At 64.3% G+C, this 14660-nt stretch carries 16 protein-coding genes and 1 pseudogene; 8 read left to right on the forward strand and 9 right to left on the reverse strand.

All coding sequences use genetic code 11. The annotated features are described in order from the left end of the window. Positions 1 to 12: 12 nt before the first annotated feature. From coaBC to dut, 3 genes and pseudogenes are all read left to right on the forward strand, one after another. Positions 13 to 1184: pseudogene (coaBC, locus tag B2Z70_RS15420) on the forward strand (bifunctional phosphopantothenoylcysteine decarboxylase/phosphopantothenate--cysteine ligase CoaBC). Positions 1185 to 1257: 73 nt separating this feature from the next. Further along, positions 1258 to 1749 carry a hypothetical protein gene (locus B2Z70_RS05570; RefSeq protein WP_292981927.1) on the forward strand — a complete coding sequence of 164 codons (492 nt, stop codon included), beginning with the start codon at positions 1258 to 1260 and terminating at the stop codon, positions 1747 to 1749. Positions 1750 to 1809: 60 nt separating this feature from the next. After that, positions 1810 to 2256, forward strand: a complete 447-nt coding sequence (gene dut, locus B2Z70_RS05575) for a dUTP diphosphatase (protein ID WP_292981928.1) — start codon at positions 1810 to 1812, stop codon at positions 2254 to 2256. Here the strand turns inward: dut and B2Z70_RS05580 are convergent. From B2Z70_RS05580 to B2Z70_RS05595, 4 genes are all read right to left on the reverse strand, one after another. Further along, positions 2253 to 3062 (reverse strand): PIN domain-containing protein, encoded by an 810-nt coding sequence (locus B2Z70_RS05580; RefSeq protein ID WP_292981929.1) that lies wholly within the window; start codon positions 3060 to 3062, stop codon positions 2253 to 2255. The two genes, dut and B2Z70_RS05580, sit on opposite strands and share 4 nt — an antisense overlap. Next, the gene (locus B2Z70_RS05585) at positions 3059 to 4363 is read right to left on the reverse strand and encodes an ATP-dependent DNA helicase (RefSeq protein WP_292981930.1); all 1305 of its coding nucleotides are present in this window, start codon (positions 4361 to 4363) and stop codon (positions 3059 to 3061) included. The genes B2Z70_RS05580 and B2Z70_RS05585 overlap by 4 nt, the downstream gene beginning before the upstream one ends. 73 nt (positions 4364 to 4436) lie before the next feature. Next, complete coding sequence (locus tag B2Z70_RS05590) at positions 4437 to 4892, reverse strand: hypothetical protein (protein WP_292981931.1); 456 nt, start codon at positions 4890 to 4892, stop codon at positions 4437 to 4439. Between the two features lie 71 nt (positions 4893 to 4963). Beyond that, positions 4964 to 5383 (reverse strand): hypothetical protein, encoded by a 420-nt coding sequence (locus tag B2Z70_RS05595; RefSeq protein WP_292981932.1) that lies wholly within the window; start codon positions 5381 to 5383, stop codon positions 4964 to 4966. 106 nt (positions 5384 to 5489) lie between these two features. On the opposite strand from B2Z70_RS05595, the gene B2Z70_RS05600 reads away from it, so the two are divergent. Further along, complete coding sequence (locus B2Z70_RS05600; RefSeq protein WP_292981933.1) at positions 5490 to 6266, forward strand: HesA/MoeB/ThiF family protein; 777 nt, start codon at positions 5490 to 5492, stop codon at positions 6264 to 6266. Here the strand turns inward: B2Z70_RS05600 and B2Z70_RS05605 are convergent. From B2Z70_RS05605 to B2Z70_RS05615, 3 genes are all read right to left on the reverse strand, one after another. Further along, complete coding sequence (locus B2Z70_RS05605) at positions 6190 to 6444, reverse strand: hypothetical protein (protein WP_009802329.1); 255 nt, start codon at positions 6442 to 6444, stop codon at positions 6190 to 6192. The two genes, B2Z70_RS05600 and B2Z70_RS05605, sit on opposite strands and share 77 nt — an antisense overlap. 62 nt (positions 6445 to 6506) lie before the next feature. Further along, positions 6507 to 6746 carry a hypothetical protein gene (locus tag B2Z70_RS05610; protein WP_292981934.1) on the reverse strand — a complete coding sequence of 80 codons (240 nt, stop codon included), beginning with the start codon at positions 6744 to 6746 and terminating at the stop codon, positions 6507 to 6509. Then, positions 6733 to 7632 carry an MBL fold metallo-hydrolase gene (locus B2Z70_RS05615; protein ID WP_292981935.1) on the reverse strand — a complete coding sequence of 300 codons (900 nt, stop codon included), beginning with the start codon at positions 7630 to 7632 and terminating at the stop codon, positions 6733 to 6735. Before B2Z70_RS05615 ends, B2Z70_RS05610 begins: the two co-directional genes overlap by 14 nt. Positions 7633 to 7771: 139 nt before the next feature. On the opposite strand from B2Z70_RS05615, the gene B2Z70_RS05620 reads away from it, so the two are divergent. From B2Z70_RS05620 to fabB, 3 genes are all read left to right on the forward strand, one after another. Beyond that, positions 7772 to 8362 carry an SH3 domain-containing protein gene (locus B2Z70_RS05620; protein WP_009802332.1) on the forward strand — a complete coding sequence of 197 codons (591 nt, stop codon included), beginning with the start codon at positions 7772 to 7774 and terminating at the stop codon, positions 8360 to 8362. A gap of 114 nt (positions 8363 to 8476) precedes the next feature. Then, positions 8477 to 9013 (forward strand): 3-hydroxyacyl-[acyl-carrier-protein] dehydratase FabA, encoded by a 537-nt coding sequence (gene fabA / locus B2Z70_RS05625; RefSeq protein ID WP_009802333.1) that lies wholly within the window; start codon positions 8477 to 8479, stop codon positions 9011 to 9013. Next, positions 9010 to 10224: a beta-ketoacyl-ACP synthase I gene (fabB, locus tag B2Z70_RS05630; protein ID WP_009802334.1), complete on the forward strand. Its 1215-nt coding sequence runs from the start codon at positions 9010 to 9012 to the stop codon at positions 10222 to 10224. Before fabA ends, fabB begins: the two co-directional genes overlap by 4 nt. 179 nt (positions 10225 to 10403) lie before the next feature. On the opposite strand, the gene B2Z70_RS05635 is transcribed toward fabB, so the two are convergent. Continuing rightward, complete coding sequence (locus tag B2Z70_RS05635; RefSeq protein ID WP_009802335.1) at positions 10404 to 11318, reverse strand: hydrogen peroxide-inducible genes activator; 915 nt, start codon at positions 11316 to 11318, stop codon at positions 10404 to 10406. Positions 11319 to 11389: 71 nt separating this feature from the next. Then, a complete protein-coding gene (gene katG, locus B2Z70_RS05640; protein ID WP_292981936.1) occupies positions 11390 to 13564 on the reverse strand; it encodes a catalase/peroxidase HPI in 2175 nt (724 codons plus the stop codon). 361 nt (positions 13565 to 13925) lie between these two features. Between katG and B2Z70_RS05645 the strand changes: the two genes are divergently transcribed. Continuing rightward, a complete protein-coding gene (locus B2Z70_RS05645) occupies positions 13926 to 14471 on the forward strand; it encodes a peroxiredoxin (protein ID WP_292981937.1) in 546 nt (181 codons plus the stop codon). Positions 14472 to 14660: the final 189 nt, after the last annotated feature.

Raw genomic sequence — 14660 nt, forward strand, 5'->3', positions numbered from 1 at the left:
GCGGGGCATGTCATGGCGGACAAACGCATTCTTCTGATCATAGGCGGCGGTATTGCAGCCTATAAATCGCTCGAACTGATCCGCGAGCTGGCGCGCCGGTCGATCCGGACGCGCGCCATCCTGACCGAGGCCGGCAAGCAGTTCGTCACTCCGATGAGCGTGGGCGCCCTGACCGCCGACAAGGTCTATTCCGAACTGTTCTCGCTGACCGATGAAGCGGAAATGGGCCATATCGAGCTGTCGCGCTCGGCCGGTCTCGTGGTGGTCTGCCCCGCCACGGCGAACCTGATGGCCAAGGCCGCCCACGGGCTGGCCGATGATCTCGCCTCCACAACGCTGCTCGCCACCGACAAGGCCGTGCTGATGGCTCCGGCAATGAATGTGCGCATGTGGACCCATCCCGCCACCCAGGCGAATGTGAAGACGCTGCGCAGCTATGGCGTCACCGTGATGGAGCCGGATGAGGGCGAGATGGCCTGTGGCGAGTTTGGTCCCGGCCGCCTGCCCGAACCCGTGCGCATCGCCGACGCCATCGAGGCCGCGCTCAAGTCATGAAGGCGATCGTCACCGCCGGCCCGACGCTGGAACCGATCGATCCGGTCCGCTTCCTTTCGAACCGCTCCTCGGGCCAGCAGGGCTACGCCATCGCCGAGGCCTTGCGCGATCTCGGCTTCGAGGTCGTGCTGATCTCCGGTCCTGTGGCGCTGAACGATCCCAAGGGGCTTCAGACCGTGCGCATCGAGACCGCGCGCGAGATGCTGGCGGCGGTGAATGACCAGCTGCCCGCCGACGTCTTCGTCTCCGTCGCGGCGGTCGCCGACTGGCGCCCGGCGGAAACGGCGGACAGGAAGCTCAAGCTCGACAAGGGTGCTATGGCGAGCCTGCCGCTGGCGGAGAACCCCGATATCCTGAAGACGATCTCTCATTATGGCCCCGGTCAACGCCCGCGTCTGGTGGTGGGGTTCGCCGCAGAGACCCATGACGTGGTCGCCCACGCCCGCGCCAAGCGAGATCGCAAGGGATGCGACTGGATCGTCGCCAATGACGTGTCCGGCGATGTGATGGGCGGGGCGGAGAACGCGGCGCTGCTGATCACGCCCGACGGCGAGGAAGCGTTCGCTCGGGCGGCGAAGTCAGAGCTGGCCCGAAATCTCGCCAGTCGCATAAAGCAAGCGCTTTCATAGACTTCACACTGAGTTTGAATTCGCCCCTTTTCGCTTGTTAGGCTTGAGAGGTTAAGCAAACTCAGGACCTGACATGAAAACCGTACTGACAGCCCTCGCGCTTGCCGGCCTTGGCGCGACCGCCGCACAGGCGGACTGCTATTCGATCTACCCGCAAGGCGCCGGCCAGGAGCCGGTCCCGATGGTCGGGTACAGCGTGACTGAAGCCGCCGACCTGGAAGGGTTGATGGACGCCCCGCCGCTGGCGGAAGGCGCAAACGCCATCGCGTGTGAGCGCGACAGCATCGTGCCGCGCCCGAACGATTTCGAGCTTGTGCGCTATCACTCCACTCCGCTTCTGATCTCCACCGGCGAGGGCGAGAACGCCCAGATGCTCATTCTGGGCTTCCAGCCGGCCATGGAGGACGAGAATGGCGAGATGACCGAGCCGCAATACCGCGTGCAAATGGCCCAGGGCGGGCTCAATGACGATGAGCGGACCGGCATTATCGGCGCGCTGGAAGGCTTTGCCGAAAGCGAGCAGGCGCTGGATGCGTATCTGCGCGCACAAGAACAAGACAGCTGACTTCGCCCGCTTCAGGCGCTAACCCTTCCCGCACACTCAAGCGGCGGGAAGGGTTGCGTCATGAAGCTGAATGTCAAAACGCTCGAACATTTTGAAGGCCTTGAGCTTCCGGCCTATCAGACGGCGGGCTCCGCCGGTCTGGACCTGCCCGCCGCCGTGCCTGCGGATGCGCCCGTGGTGATCGCGCCGGGCGAATGGAAGCTGATCCCGACCGGCATCTGCATCGCCCTGCCTGAAGGCTATGAAGCCCAGATCCGCCCCCGCTCGGGGCTCGCGGCCAAGAAGGGGATTTCCTGCGTGAACACGCCCGGCACGGTGGACGCGGATTATCGCGGCGAACTGCGCGTCAACCTGATCAATCACGGCAAGGAGCCCTTCGTCGTCCAGCGCGGCGAGCGCATTGCCCAGATGGTGATCGGCCAGTTCACCCAGATCAGCTGGAACCCGGTCGATGCGCTCGATGAAACCGCGCGCGGCCAGGGCGGATTTGGCTCGACCGGCGTCTAGATCCCCAGCTTCTTCGCCAGCGATCCCAGTCGCGACCGTTGCAACGCCAAAGCAAAGCGCGGCGCGCTCAGCCCCAGCCTGTGTGCGGCGGACAGAAGCGCCGCGCGGGCGGCCTCAGGCGCGAGACCCAGACGGGACGCGATGAAATCGCCGGACGGGCGTGCATACAGCCCCAGCGGTTTCAGCGTGGCGCGGGGGAAATCCTTCATGTTCTCGGTCAGGATCACCCGCGCCTGACCGGCGCTGGCGGCCTGCATGACATGGGCGTCGTCCGGATCGGGCAGCTTGCCGGTCACCTTGACCGCCATGGCGTCCTCGGTGGGCACCAGCGCTTCAGGATAGGCATGCTCGAGCGCCAGAACGAGGCGCGCGGCCTCTCCGGGACCATCCCGATCCGGCTTGCCGTCGACAATCCGGGCATGGGCGTGGCCGGTCTCGAACAGCACTTTCTCCGACCAGCGCGGATAGAAGAACCCGGCGTCAGCCAGCGCCAGCACCAGGTGCCGACGCACGGCGCCCGCCAGCACGCAGGCATCCAGAAACACGGCCGGCCGATCAAAGTCTTCTGGCAATTCAACCGCTTCAGGGGCGGCGATCACCGGCGCGTCCGAGCTGGACGGCGCCAGATGCAGGCCATCAATCTCGGCGAGGTCTTTCAGCGCCTGCGTGCGGACCCGGCGGCGCTGCTCGGCCAGCCGTTTGACGCTGCGTTCATCCAGCGCCTGGGCGAATTCGCCCAGTGCGACCAGCTGGTTGAGCCCCCAGGCATCAACCCCCAGCGCGATTTGCGCAGCCTCTGGCGTCATCCGCCAATCCCCAGCGGAGCCGGATCACAGAACGCCTTCACGTCAAACAGGCGCTGATCGGTGATGATGTCGGACGGTCTCAAGGCGCGCGACAATTCCAGCCCTTCCAGCGAGCGGGCGCGCGACAGGGCCACATAGGCCTGACCATGGGCGAAGAGACGCCGAGATACATCGAGATAGACCTTGTCCAGCGTCAGACCCTGCGCCTTGTGAATGGTCATCGCCCAGGCGAGCCGGAGCGGATACTGGACGTAGGAGCCAATGGTCTCGCGCTTGAGCTTGCTCGAATTGCCGTCCGCCGCATAGCGGATGCGTTCCCAGCTGACCGGTTCGATGGTCACGACCTGATCGTTCACATGCACTTTCACGCCGTCCGAGGAGAAACCCAGAACCTCGCCGATGGAGCCGTTCACATAGCGCCCGCCCGGATCATTGCGGATCATCATCACCCGCGCCCCGGCCTTGAGCACCAACGGGTCATCGGTGGGGAAGAGACGCGGGTCGAACTCGCCCTCGACCTTGCCGGAAAAGCCGCGCGGCTCGCCCCGCAAGCCTTCAAGACGCGCCTGATTGATGGAGGAGGCGGCCTGATTGGTGGGCGTCAGCACCACATGGGTGCCAGACGCTTCGAGCCCGATCCGGCCCGTCACGCGCGCATTGAGGATTTCCGCGAGATCATCGGTCAGCTCGCCGTCGCGCACGGCATTGAGCACTTCGACGAATTCGGGATCGGCCTGACGGTGCACTTCGGTCAGCTCCACCATGGTGAAGCCGGCGTCGCGAAAGGCGGGGGCGTGAAAGAAGAAGGGCCCGCCATAGGTTTCTTCCAAAAACATGCCCTCCTCGCCCTGCGCGATGGGCGGCAGCTGCGCGAGGTCACCCACCAGGATGATGCGTACGCCGCCAAAGGGTTCATTGCTGTCGCGATTGAGGCGGAGGGAGAAATCGACCGCCTGCATCATGTCCGAGCGGACCATGGAGATCTCGTCGATCACCAGAGTGGTCAACGCCTTCACCGTCCGCGCATTGCGCAAGCGGCGGATATCGCCCGGCGTGATCAGGCGCGGCGGCAGGCGAAAGAAGCTGTGCAGGGTCTGTCCGCCCGCATTCATGGCCGCGACGCCCGTGGGCGCCACGACCGCCGCCTGCGGCCCCAGCCTTTGAAGAATGGCGCGCGTGACCGTGGTCTTGCCCGTGCCCGCGCGACCGGTCAGGAACAGGTGCGAGCCGCCGGAAATGGCGTAATCGACCACGGCCTGCTGGTCAGGAGAAAGCGTAATTCCGGGGCGAGGGGTCAGCACGGTCTGAGCTCCTTTGAGGGAGCTCGACCCTGCCCTCATTCGGCGCTGCGATCCAGCGCGGAGCGCGGCGTGCTCAGCTGCGGATCGTCAGGCACAGATCGTTTGCGACAGACACTGACTGGACAACACCGTCCGGACCGCTGACCGCCTCTATGGTGCAAAGGACCGGCGCATAGGCCGGGTTCGACAGGGGCGCAAAGGAGGATTTGCGCGTCTCGATCACGATGCCGTCGTCGTTATAGACCGATTGGGTCATCGTATAGGGCTGGGAGCGGGGCGCATTGGCCAGTTGGGCGCGCGCTTGCGGGCTCAGCTGGCGAAGGTCCTCGCTCGACACCGTCTCGTAGACATAGAGCTGACGCCCGCCCTCAAGGGCCGCCACGCTGACCGGCTCGCCATAGGCGGCGCTGAGCTGGTCAACAGCGACGCCGACGAACTGGCGCGGCATGAAACCGGATGAACCCGTGCTCTGACAGGCCGTCAGAACCAGGCCGCCCAGCGCAGCCACGATCGCCAAGCTCACACGCATGCCAGATGCTCCTTATACGCGAAATAATCGTCAAATTTCTCGTATCAGGATACAATCTGGTCCGCGTTCAATCAATACAGTTCCTCGGCCACACAGGCATCGCCGACAAAGCGGAAGTCGCGCACCACGCCGGCGGGATCAATCACGATACGGGTCTCGCATTGCACCCAGCGCGACTCGTCAGGCTCATACACCGTCTCGTCATAGCGCTCGATCCGCGTGTGGCGCTCGCCATTGGAATCCACATAGGTGACCCGGCGCTCATTGGGGATGGTGCGATAGCCGCCCGGAATGACGCGCTGCTCCTCGCGCATATAGCTCCAGACCTCGCCGCCATCGCTGAGCTCATCAACGCGGTCGGGCGAGCCGAACTCGACCAGAACCACATCCTGGGTGCGCCCCACAAGCTGGCTCATATGCTGGCGATAGCCCTCGGATGTGGCGCAGGCCGTCAGGACAAGGGCCAGGGCGGCGGCGATCTGGTATTTCATCTGTGCATCCCCATGGTTGGCGGTTCACTCTGAGCTACACTCGCCTTCATGAACGCAGGCTGAGCGCACAGGCGCCGCCCGTCAGCAAAGAGCAGGTCTGACCGAGATGAGCGTGGACGTCAAACGACATGCGAGACACATCGTGCTCAGAGAGCTGGGCGGACCAGGCCAGCAGAGACTGTCCCGCGCCCGCATCACGGTGATCGGCGCGGGCGGGCTGGGCGCGCCGGCGCTGCTGTATCTCGCCGCGGCGGGGGTGGGCCAGATCAGGATCGTGGATCCCGATACGGTGTCGCTGAGCAATCTGCAGCGACAGATCCTGTTCAGAACCAAGGATGTGGACGCCAGCAAGGTGGAGCGGGCCGAGGCCGCGCTCAAGGCGCTTGATCCGGGCGTCGAGGTCGAGGCGCTGAGCCTGAAGGCGACAGCGGACACCTTGCCCGATCTACTGGCGGACGCCGATCTGGTGCTGGACGGCTGTGACGATTTTCCGACCCGGTTTGCGGTGAACCGCGCCGCGATCAAGGCCCGCATCCCGCTTGTGTCGGGCGCTGTGGGCCGCTGGGAAGGGCAGATCGGCGTGTTCGGCCCGCATCTTCAGGACAACGCGCCCTGCTATCAGTGCTGGGTGCCCGATATTCCGCCCGATGCCGAGGATTGCGCCGTGATGGGCGTTGTGGGCGCGCTGACCGGCGTCATTGGCTCGATGATGGCGATGGAGGCGATCAAGCTGATTTCAGGGGCGGGCGAGCCGCTCATAGGCCGGATCGGGCTTTATGACGGATTGTCGGGCCGGATGCGGACGGTCAGTCTGCCGGCATCCCGCAGCTGCCCGGCTTGCGCATCGGACAGAACTGGCACCCTCCGCAGCCCCCGCGCTTGATGCGGAACCAGGCGATCCCGCCCAGCAGCAATCCGGGCGCGAGGCCCAGCAGCACCGCGAGCGTGAAGCTGCGCCCCAGAACGCCCACGACCAGCGCCACCGCCATCCCCAGAACCAGGAAGCTCAGAAGGGTCAGATCTGCGCGGCGGCGCGGATAGGTGGCGGTGTTGGTGAACATGGACAGAGGGCCTGAGACAATGTGTCTCTTCCCTACCCCAAACCGCGCTGCAACAGCAAGCGTCAGATCCGGCCGCGATGCTTGCCCTGATGATGCTGGGCGAGCGTTTTCGCGGCCCGGCGCGCATTGACGACGACGAACAGATAAATGCCGCCGGCGAAGACGAGGCCGACGGCCCCGCCATACGCCCAGCTGCCAAGCAGGCCCGTGAAGACGAGCCCCATGACCAGTGCGATCATGATGATCAGGGTCAGAATGCGCGGTTCCGGCATCCAGACCGTTTGAGTCTTACTCGATTTCACCCGTGATATCCCGATACAGCGTCCAGACCATGCGTTCGGTGGTGATGAAACCCCAATTCCAGTCATCATGGAAGTCCGCCAGCGGCGCCGCGTCCTGAACCTGCTGCAGGTTGAGGCCCTGATCCACCAGCGCCTGAACCCGGGCCTTGGCCTCGGTCAGCATGGCGATGCTGGCTTCGAGATCCGCTTCGGTCGACAGCGGCCCATGACCGGGAATGATCTGGGTGTCGGCGTCCGCCACGTCCACGATGGCCTGCATGCCGGCGATATAGCCGTCCACCGTGCCGCCATTATCGAGATCGATATAGGGGAACCAGCCCGAGAACAGCAGGTCGCCCGCATGGATGACATTGGCGTCCTCGAACACCACGAACAGATCGCCATTGGTGTGCGCCGCCGGGGTGTGATGCAGATGCGCGGTCAGACCATTGATCGTCACCACATCGCCGTCATTCACGCCCACGGTCGGCAGATAGCCGCCCGAAAGCGGCTGCGGGGTGGAGCCGGTGAGCTGGGCGGTCACCGGGTTCATCAGTCCGTCGCGCACGCTGGGATGGGCCATGATCGTGGCGCCCTGCTCGGCGAAATAGGCGTTTCCGAGCACATGGTCGCCATGCAGATGGGTATTCAGCACCAGATCCACGGCGCGGTCGCCGGACACCTCGCGCTGGGCCTGGTCAATGGCCGCTGCGAACTGCTCCATCTGGGTGTCGATCATGAACACCCCGTCCTCGCCGACGCTGACGCCCACATTGCCCGCCTGATTGGTGGCGAGCATGTAGAGCCCGGCCCCCAGATCGGTGGTCTCCACATAGACCTGGTTTTCAGACTGGGCATGGGCCGTGGCGCTGAGAGCCAGGCTGGCGACAAGGGCGGTGCGGATCATGGCGGTTTCCCCGAAAGCTGCAATCTGGGCGCAAGATGGGTGCGGTCCCGTCCCATATCCAGTCCCTGCGAAAAACAATCTTAATCATGCGCCGTCACCCTGAACCGATGATTCACTCTGACCGGGATGACGCAACCCCATGCGAAAGCTGTTTGCCCTGATCTTGCTGTTGAGCGGCCTGCTGGCCCCTGAAAGTGCAAGCGCGCAAACCTGCGACACCTTCTCGGGCCTGCCGGTGCCGCGCTTCGTCTCGCTGAAATTCAACGAGACCCGCGGGCGCGCCGGCCCCTCCTTCACTCATCCCGTCGCCTGGCTCTATCAGCGCAAGGGCCTGCCCATGGAAGTGGTTGCGGAAACCCCGGACTGGCGCCGGGTGCGCGATCCCGAGGGCGAGGAGGTGTGGATGCACCGGCGCACCCTGACAGGCCGCCGCTCGGTCTGGGCCAGCGAAGCGACCCGCCTGCTGTCGCGACCCGATACAGACGCCTCCCTGATCGCCGACGTGGAAGCGGGAGCCGTGCTCTGGCTTGAACGCTGCCGCGCCGGCTGGTGCCGTCTGGAAGCGGATGATCGCCGCGGCTGGGCGCGCGCAGACGCCTTCTGGGGCGTCTATCCGGAAGAGACCCAGCCGAGCCCCGCGCTTGAGGGGGAACAAGCGTCATGCTACCGCTCTGCGTCTGAACCAGACGTGCTGGGGGCGGACCCGGACAATTCCGCTTCAGCCGACTGACGGATCTGAACCCAGGATGAGAGCCTGGCGCGGTGCGGACCCCGTGCAGCGCTGGCGCGTTCGCCGCAACTCCCGACCCCGGCGCAGTTTTGCCGGACCGGCTCGACGGACCCCATGACAGACCAAAAAAACAGTTACGATTACAATGACCTGATCGCCTGCGGCAAAGGCGAACTCTTTGGTGAGGGCAACGCCCAGCTGCCCCTGCCGCCCATGCTGATGTTTGATCGCATCACCGAAATCACCGCCGAGGGCGGCGCGCACGGCAAGGGCGTTCTGGTCGCCGAACTCGATGTGAACCCCGATCTGTGGTTCTTCGACTGCCATTTCCAGGGCGATCCGGTGATGCCCGGTTGCCTGGGGCTCGACGCGATGTGGCAGCTTGTGGGCTTCTTCCTGGGCTGGACCGGCGCGCCGGGCAAGGGCCGCGCGCTCGGCGTGGGCGAGGTGAAATTCACCGGTCAGGTGCCGCCCAGCGTCAAACAGGTTCGCTATGTCATTGATCTCAAGCGTGTGATCAATCGTCGCCTTGTGCTCGGCATCGCCGATGGTCACGTAGAGGCGGACGGTCAGACCATCTACACCGCAAAAGACCTGCGGGTGGGCCTGTTCCGGCCTGAAGAGATCAACAATGGCGGAGGACAAGCATGAGGCGTGTCGTCGTAACCGGTATCGGCATCGTTTCATCCATTGGCGACAACGCACAGGAAGTCGCGGCCAGCCTCAAAGCGGGCAAGTCGGGCGTCATTGCTGCGCCGGAATACGCCGAGCTGGGCTTCAAGTGTCAGGTGCACGCGCGTCCCAAGGCCGATCCGGCCGAGCATGTGGACAAGCGCGCCTATCGCTTCATGGGTGAAGGCGCGGGCTGGGCCTACATGTCCATGCAGCAGGCCATTGCGGATGCGGGACTTGAGGAAAGCGACGTCTCCAACGAGCGCACCGGCCTGATCGTGGGCACGGGCGGTCCGTCGGTCGAGGCGATCGTGAAGGCCGCCGACATCACCCGCGAGAAAGGCCCCAAGCGGATCGGTCCGTTCGCGGTGCCCAAGGCCATGTGCTCGACCGGCTCGGCGACCCTCGCCACCCCGTTCAAGATCAAGGGCCTGAACTATTCGATCAGCTCGGCCTGCACCACGTCCCTGCACTGCATGGGCGCGGCCGCCGAGCAGATCCAGTGGGGCAAGCAGGACGTGATGTTCGCAGGAGGCGGCGAAGAGCTGCACTGGGCGCTATCGAACCTGTTTGACGCCATGGGCGCCATGAGCTCGAACTATAACGACAGCCCGTCTGTGGCCTCGCGCGCGTTCGACAAGAACCGCGACGGCTTCGTCATTGCCGGCGGCGCGGGCATTGTGGTGCTCGAAGAGTATGAGCGGGCGAAAGCGCGCGGCGCGACCATCTACGCTGAAGTGCTCGGCTATGGCGCGACGTCTGACGGTCATGACATGGTCCAGCCGTCGGGCGAAGGCGCGGCGCGCTGCATGCAGATCGCGCTGAAAGAAGCCAAGGGCCGCACCATCGACTACATCAACCCGCACGCCACTTCCACGCCCGTGGGCGATGTAAAGGAGGCCGAGGGCCTGCGCGCCGTGTTCGGCAAGGATGTCCCGGCCCTGTCCGCGACCAAGTCCATGTCCGGCCACTCCCTGGGCGCCGCGGGCGTGCAGGAAGCGATCTATTCGTTGCTGATGATGAAAGAGGGCTTCATCGCCCCCTCCATCAATATCGACGAGATGGATCCCGAACTCGCCGATCTGCCCATCGTCACCGAGACGAAACAGGCCGAGCTCAACACCGTGCTGTCGAACTCCTTCGGCTTTGGCGGCACCAACGGCACCATCATTCTGGGCCGCCCGGACTAGGGCTGCACCAGCGCCAAACGAAAACCCCGGCTCGAAAGGCCGGGGTTTTTTTATTGTACTTCTCTGCTCTTCCCCAGCGAAGGCTGGGGCCCAGACATCATCAAGTGCTGAGCGTGCGGCTCTGGGTCCTCGCCTACGCGGGGAAAGAGAGGCGGGGTCGGAAAATCAGCGCCTTTCCCCTACCCCTTCAGCGCCTCTCGCACGGCATCGGCCAGCATGCGCGCCTCGTGCTCACGGGCGCTGCCCTTGCGCCAGGCGACGCCGATTTCCCGTCCGGCAACCGGCGGGTCGAACGGGCGGATGGCGAGATCGAGCCGGTCGGCCAGACCCGCATCAATGGCCAGTTTAGGAAGCAGCGTCGCGCCGAGCCCCGATTTCACCATCTGCACCAGCGTATGAAGCGAGGTGGCGGCGAAGTCGGACCGGGCGTCGTTGGTGTCGGGCTTGCTGGCCGAACACACCGCAAGCGCGTGATCACGCAGGCAATGGCCGTCCTCCAGCAGCAGGAGCGGCTCATCCGCCAGCATGGCCGGATTGAGCTTGTCGACCTTCGCCAGGCGATGATCCGGCGTGGCGGCGAACAGGAATTCGTCTTCCAGCAGCCCTGTGGTCTCGATGCCGGGCGCATCATAGGGCAGGGCGATGAGCGCCGCGTCCAGACGGCGATCCTTGAGCGCCTCAACCAGCCGATGGGTCAGGTCCTCGCGCAGGAACAGTTCCAGCTTGGGATAATGCTCGCGCAGGCTGGGCAGGGCCTTGGGCAGGAGGAAGGGCGCAATGGTGGGAATCACCCCCAGACGGAACGGGCCGGACAGCGGCTCGCCCGCCGCGCGGGCCACATGGACAAGGTCTTCCGCTTCGGTCAGCACGATCCGGGCGCGCGCCACCGCCGCCTCCCCGGCCGGCGTCAGGGCTGCGCCCCGAGCGCCGCGCTCGACCAGGGTCGCGCCGAGAATGGTCTCGAGCTCCTTGATGCCGGCGGACAGGGTGGGCTGGGTGACGTGGGCGGCTTCGGCGGCGCGAGAAAACGAGCCATGCTCGGCCAGCGCCAGAAGGAAGGTGAGTTGTCGAAGCGTGGGCAGGTGGCTGCTCATTCGGCGTCCTGATCGGCTGGTTCAGATAAAGCAGGAGCGCCCCCTGACCCAGGGAGCGCTCCAACGAGGGTCTAGTTCAGATCGAACCGGTCATTGTTCATGACCTTCGTCCAGGCGGCGACGAAGTCCTTGACGAACTTCTCTTTGTTGTCGTCCTGGGCATAGACCTCGGCATAGGCGCGCAGGATGGAGTTCGAACCGAACACCAGGTCTGCACTGGTCGCGCCCCATTTCACCTCGCCGGTCTTGCGGTTGCGGACCTCATAAAGGCCGTCTTCCGCCGGATGCCAGCTCAGATCCATGTCGGTCAGGTTGACGAAGAAATCCGTCGTCAGCGCCCCGACCCGGTCGGTGAAGACTCCCAGGGACGATCCGTTGTGATTGACGCCCAGCACGCGAAGACCGCCCACCAGCACCGTCATCTCGTTCGCGGTCAGACCCAGAAGCTGGGCGCGGTCGAGCATCATCTCTTCCGCACTGACGGCGTAGCGATCCTTCATCCAGTTGCGGAAACCGTCCGCCAGAGGCTCAAGCGGTTCAAAGGACTCCGCATCGGTCTGTTCGGCGGTCGCGTCGCCGCGACCCGGCGTGAAGGGCACGGCCACGTCAAAACCGGCCTTGGAAATGGCGTCTTCCAGACCCACAACGCCGCCCAGCACGATGACATCGGCCACCGACGCGCCGGTCTCTTCCGCGATGGGTTCGAGCACGGTCAGCACGCGGTGCAGACGCAGCGGTTCATTGCCCTCCCAGTCCTTTTGCGGGGCCAGTCGAATACGCGCCCCATTGGCGCCGCCGCGCTTGTCGGAGCCACGGAAAGTCCGGGCGCTGTCCCAGGCTGTGGCGATCAGCTCGGCCGGGGTCAGGTCGCTGCTTCGGATCTTCGCTTTCACCGCGTCCACATCGTAACCGGTCGCTCCGGCAGGGATCGGGTCCTGCCAGATCAGGTCCTCATCCGGCACGAACGGGCCGACATAATTGGCCTTGGGCCCCATGTCGCGGTGGGTCAGCTTGAACCAGGCCCGTGCGAAGGTGTCGGCAAAGTATTGCGGATCCTTGCGGAATTTCTGGCAGATCGCGTTGTAGGTGGGGTCCATCTTCATCGCCATATCCGCATCGGTCATGATGGGGTTGTGGCGAATGGACGGGTCTGACGCGTCCACCGGCTTCTGGTCTTCGGACATGTCGACCGGTTCCCACTGCCAAGCGCCGGCGGGCGACTTCTTCAGCTCCCACTCATAGCCGAACAGATAGTCGAAATAGCCCATATCCCACTGGGTGGGATGCTGGGTCCAGGCGCCTTCAATGCCCGAGGTGAAGGCGTTGGACGCCTTGCCCTGATGGCCTTCATTGGCCCAGCCGAAGCCCTGGGATTCCACGCCGCAGCCTTCCGGCTCCGCGCCGATCTTGTCCACGGCGCCGCGGCCGTGCGCCTTGCCGACCGTATGGCCGCCGCAGGTCAGCGCCGCCGTTTCTTCATCATCCATGGCCATGCGCTTGAACGTCTCGCGCACCATGGCGGCCGTCTTGAGCGGATCGGGATTGCCGTTCACGCCCTCGGGATTGACGTAGATCAGGCCCATATGGGTGGCCGCCAGCGGGTTCTCGAGCGAGGAGGCGTCCTCAAGATCGCCATAGCGCTCTTCGGATTTCGCCAGCCATTGCGCTTCCGAGCCCCAGTAGACATCGGTCTCGGGGCCCCAGATATCCTCACGGCCAAAGCCGAAGCCGAAGGTCTCCAGACCCATGTCCTCATAGGCCACGGTGCCCGACAGGATGATGAGATCGGCCCAGCTGAGCTTGTTGCCGTACTTCTTCTTCACGGGCCAGAGCAGGCGACGCGCCTTGTCGAGGCTGGCATTGTCCGGCCAGGAATTGAGCGGGGCGAAGCGGATATTGCCCGATCCCGCGCCGCCGCGGCCGTCCGCGAGGCGGTAGGAGCCCGCCGAGTGCCAGGCGAGCCGGATCATCAGGCCGCCATAATGGCCCCAGTCCGCCGGCCACCAGTCCTGGCTGTCATGCAACAGGGCTTTGACGTCCGCCTTCACCGCCTCGAAGTCGAGCGACTTCACTTCTGACTTGTAGTCGAAGTCGGGGTCCATCGGATTGGTGCGTGCGCCGCGCTGATGGAGAATGTCGAGATTGAGCGCATTCGGCCACCATTTGGTGACCGGCTTGTCCATGGCGGTGTTGCCGCCGTGGTGGAACGGGCACCCGCCCGCTGATTTCATATCGTGTCCGTCCATGGTCGTGTCCTCCCGGATCAGAACGTCTAGATTGCAGGCAGGATGGCGCGAGGCCCATACATTTATCAAATCGATTTAATTAGGGGAGACCATAGGATATATCGATATGGCGGTTTTGGCCGGCGCAAAACCGCTCCAAGGGCTCGGCTGCAGCGAGAACCATCTCAACGGAAGAGCCCTAAGTCACTGATCTATATTGCTTTGTTCTACACCCCCTCCTCTATTGATAAATCCTATGGGAGCAACAGGAACAATCCATTGGATTTATCGATAGCTTGCCCTCATATCCATTGACGTCGAAGGGCGGACCCCGAACCAACCGCCCTCGTCCGAGTTTTCAATCCTGCCAGGAGAGACACACATGCTGGGTATTGGCGACAAGCTCCCCGAATTCGAAGTCGTCGGCGTGAAGCCGAAATTCAATCAGCACGAAGAAAATGGCGAGTCCGCTTTCGAGCCGATCACCAACGAGTCCTTCCCGGGCAAGTGGAGAGTCATCGTCTTCTATCCGAAAGACTTCACCTTCGTCTGCCCGACCGAGATCGTGGCCTTCGCGAACCTGGAAGACGAGTTCGCTGATCGCGACGCCGTCGTGATGACCGGCTCGACCGACAACGAGTTCTCCAAGCTCGGCTGGCGTCGTGAGCACCAGGATCTGAAGGGCCTGAACCAGTGGCAGTTCGCTGACACCACCGGTTCTCTGGTCGATGGTCTGGGCGTGCGCTCCCCCGAGGGCGTGGCCTACCGCTACACCTACATTGTCGATCCCGATGGCGTCATCCAGCACGTCTATGCGACCAACCTCAATGTCGGCCGTAACCCGGACGACACCCTGCGTGTTCTGGACGCCCTTCAGACCGACGAGCTGTGCCCGTGCAACCGTCAGGCTGGCGGCGACACGCTCTAAGTCGAACGCACCGAAGTCGGACGGCCCTAACGGGCCGTCCGATGACGGCCAGCCCCGCTACGTTCATGGTCCGCCATGGGCGCAGCCGGACCGGCCGCCCAATGTCCCCCGCCCGAACCTATCCCCCATCTGGTGACGGGCGCTTCTGCCCTGCCGGACGGCCGGTCCAAACCCTTTGCAAGCATGAAA

The organism is Oceanicaulis sp. UBA6590, assembly GCF_002433705.1.
Taxonomy (GTDB): Bacteria; Pseudomonadota; Alphaproteobacteria; order Caulobacterales; family Maricaulaceae; genus Oceanicaulis.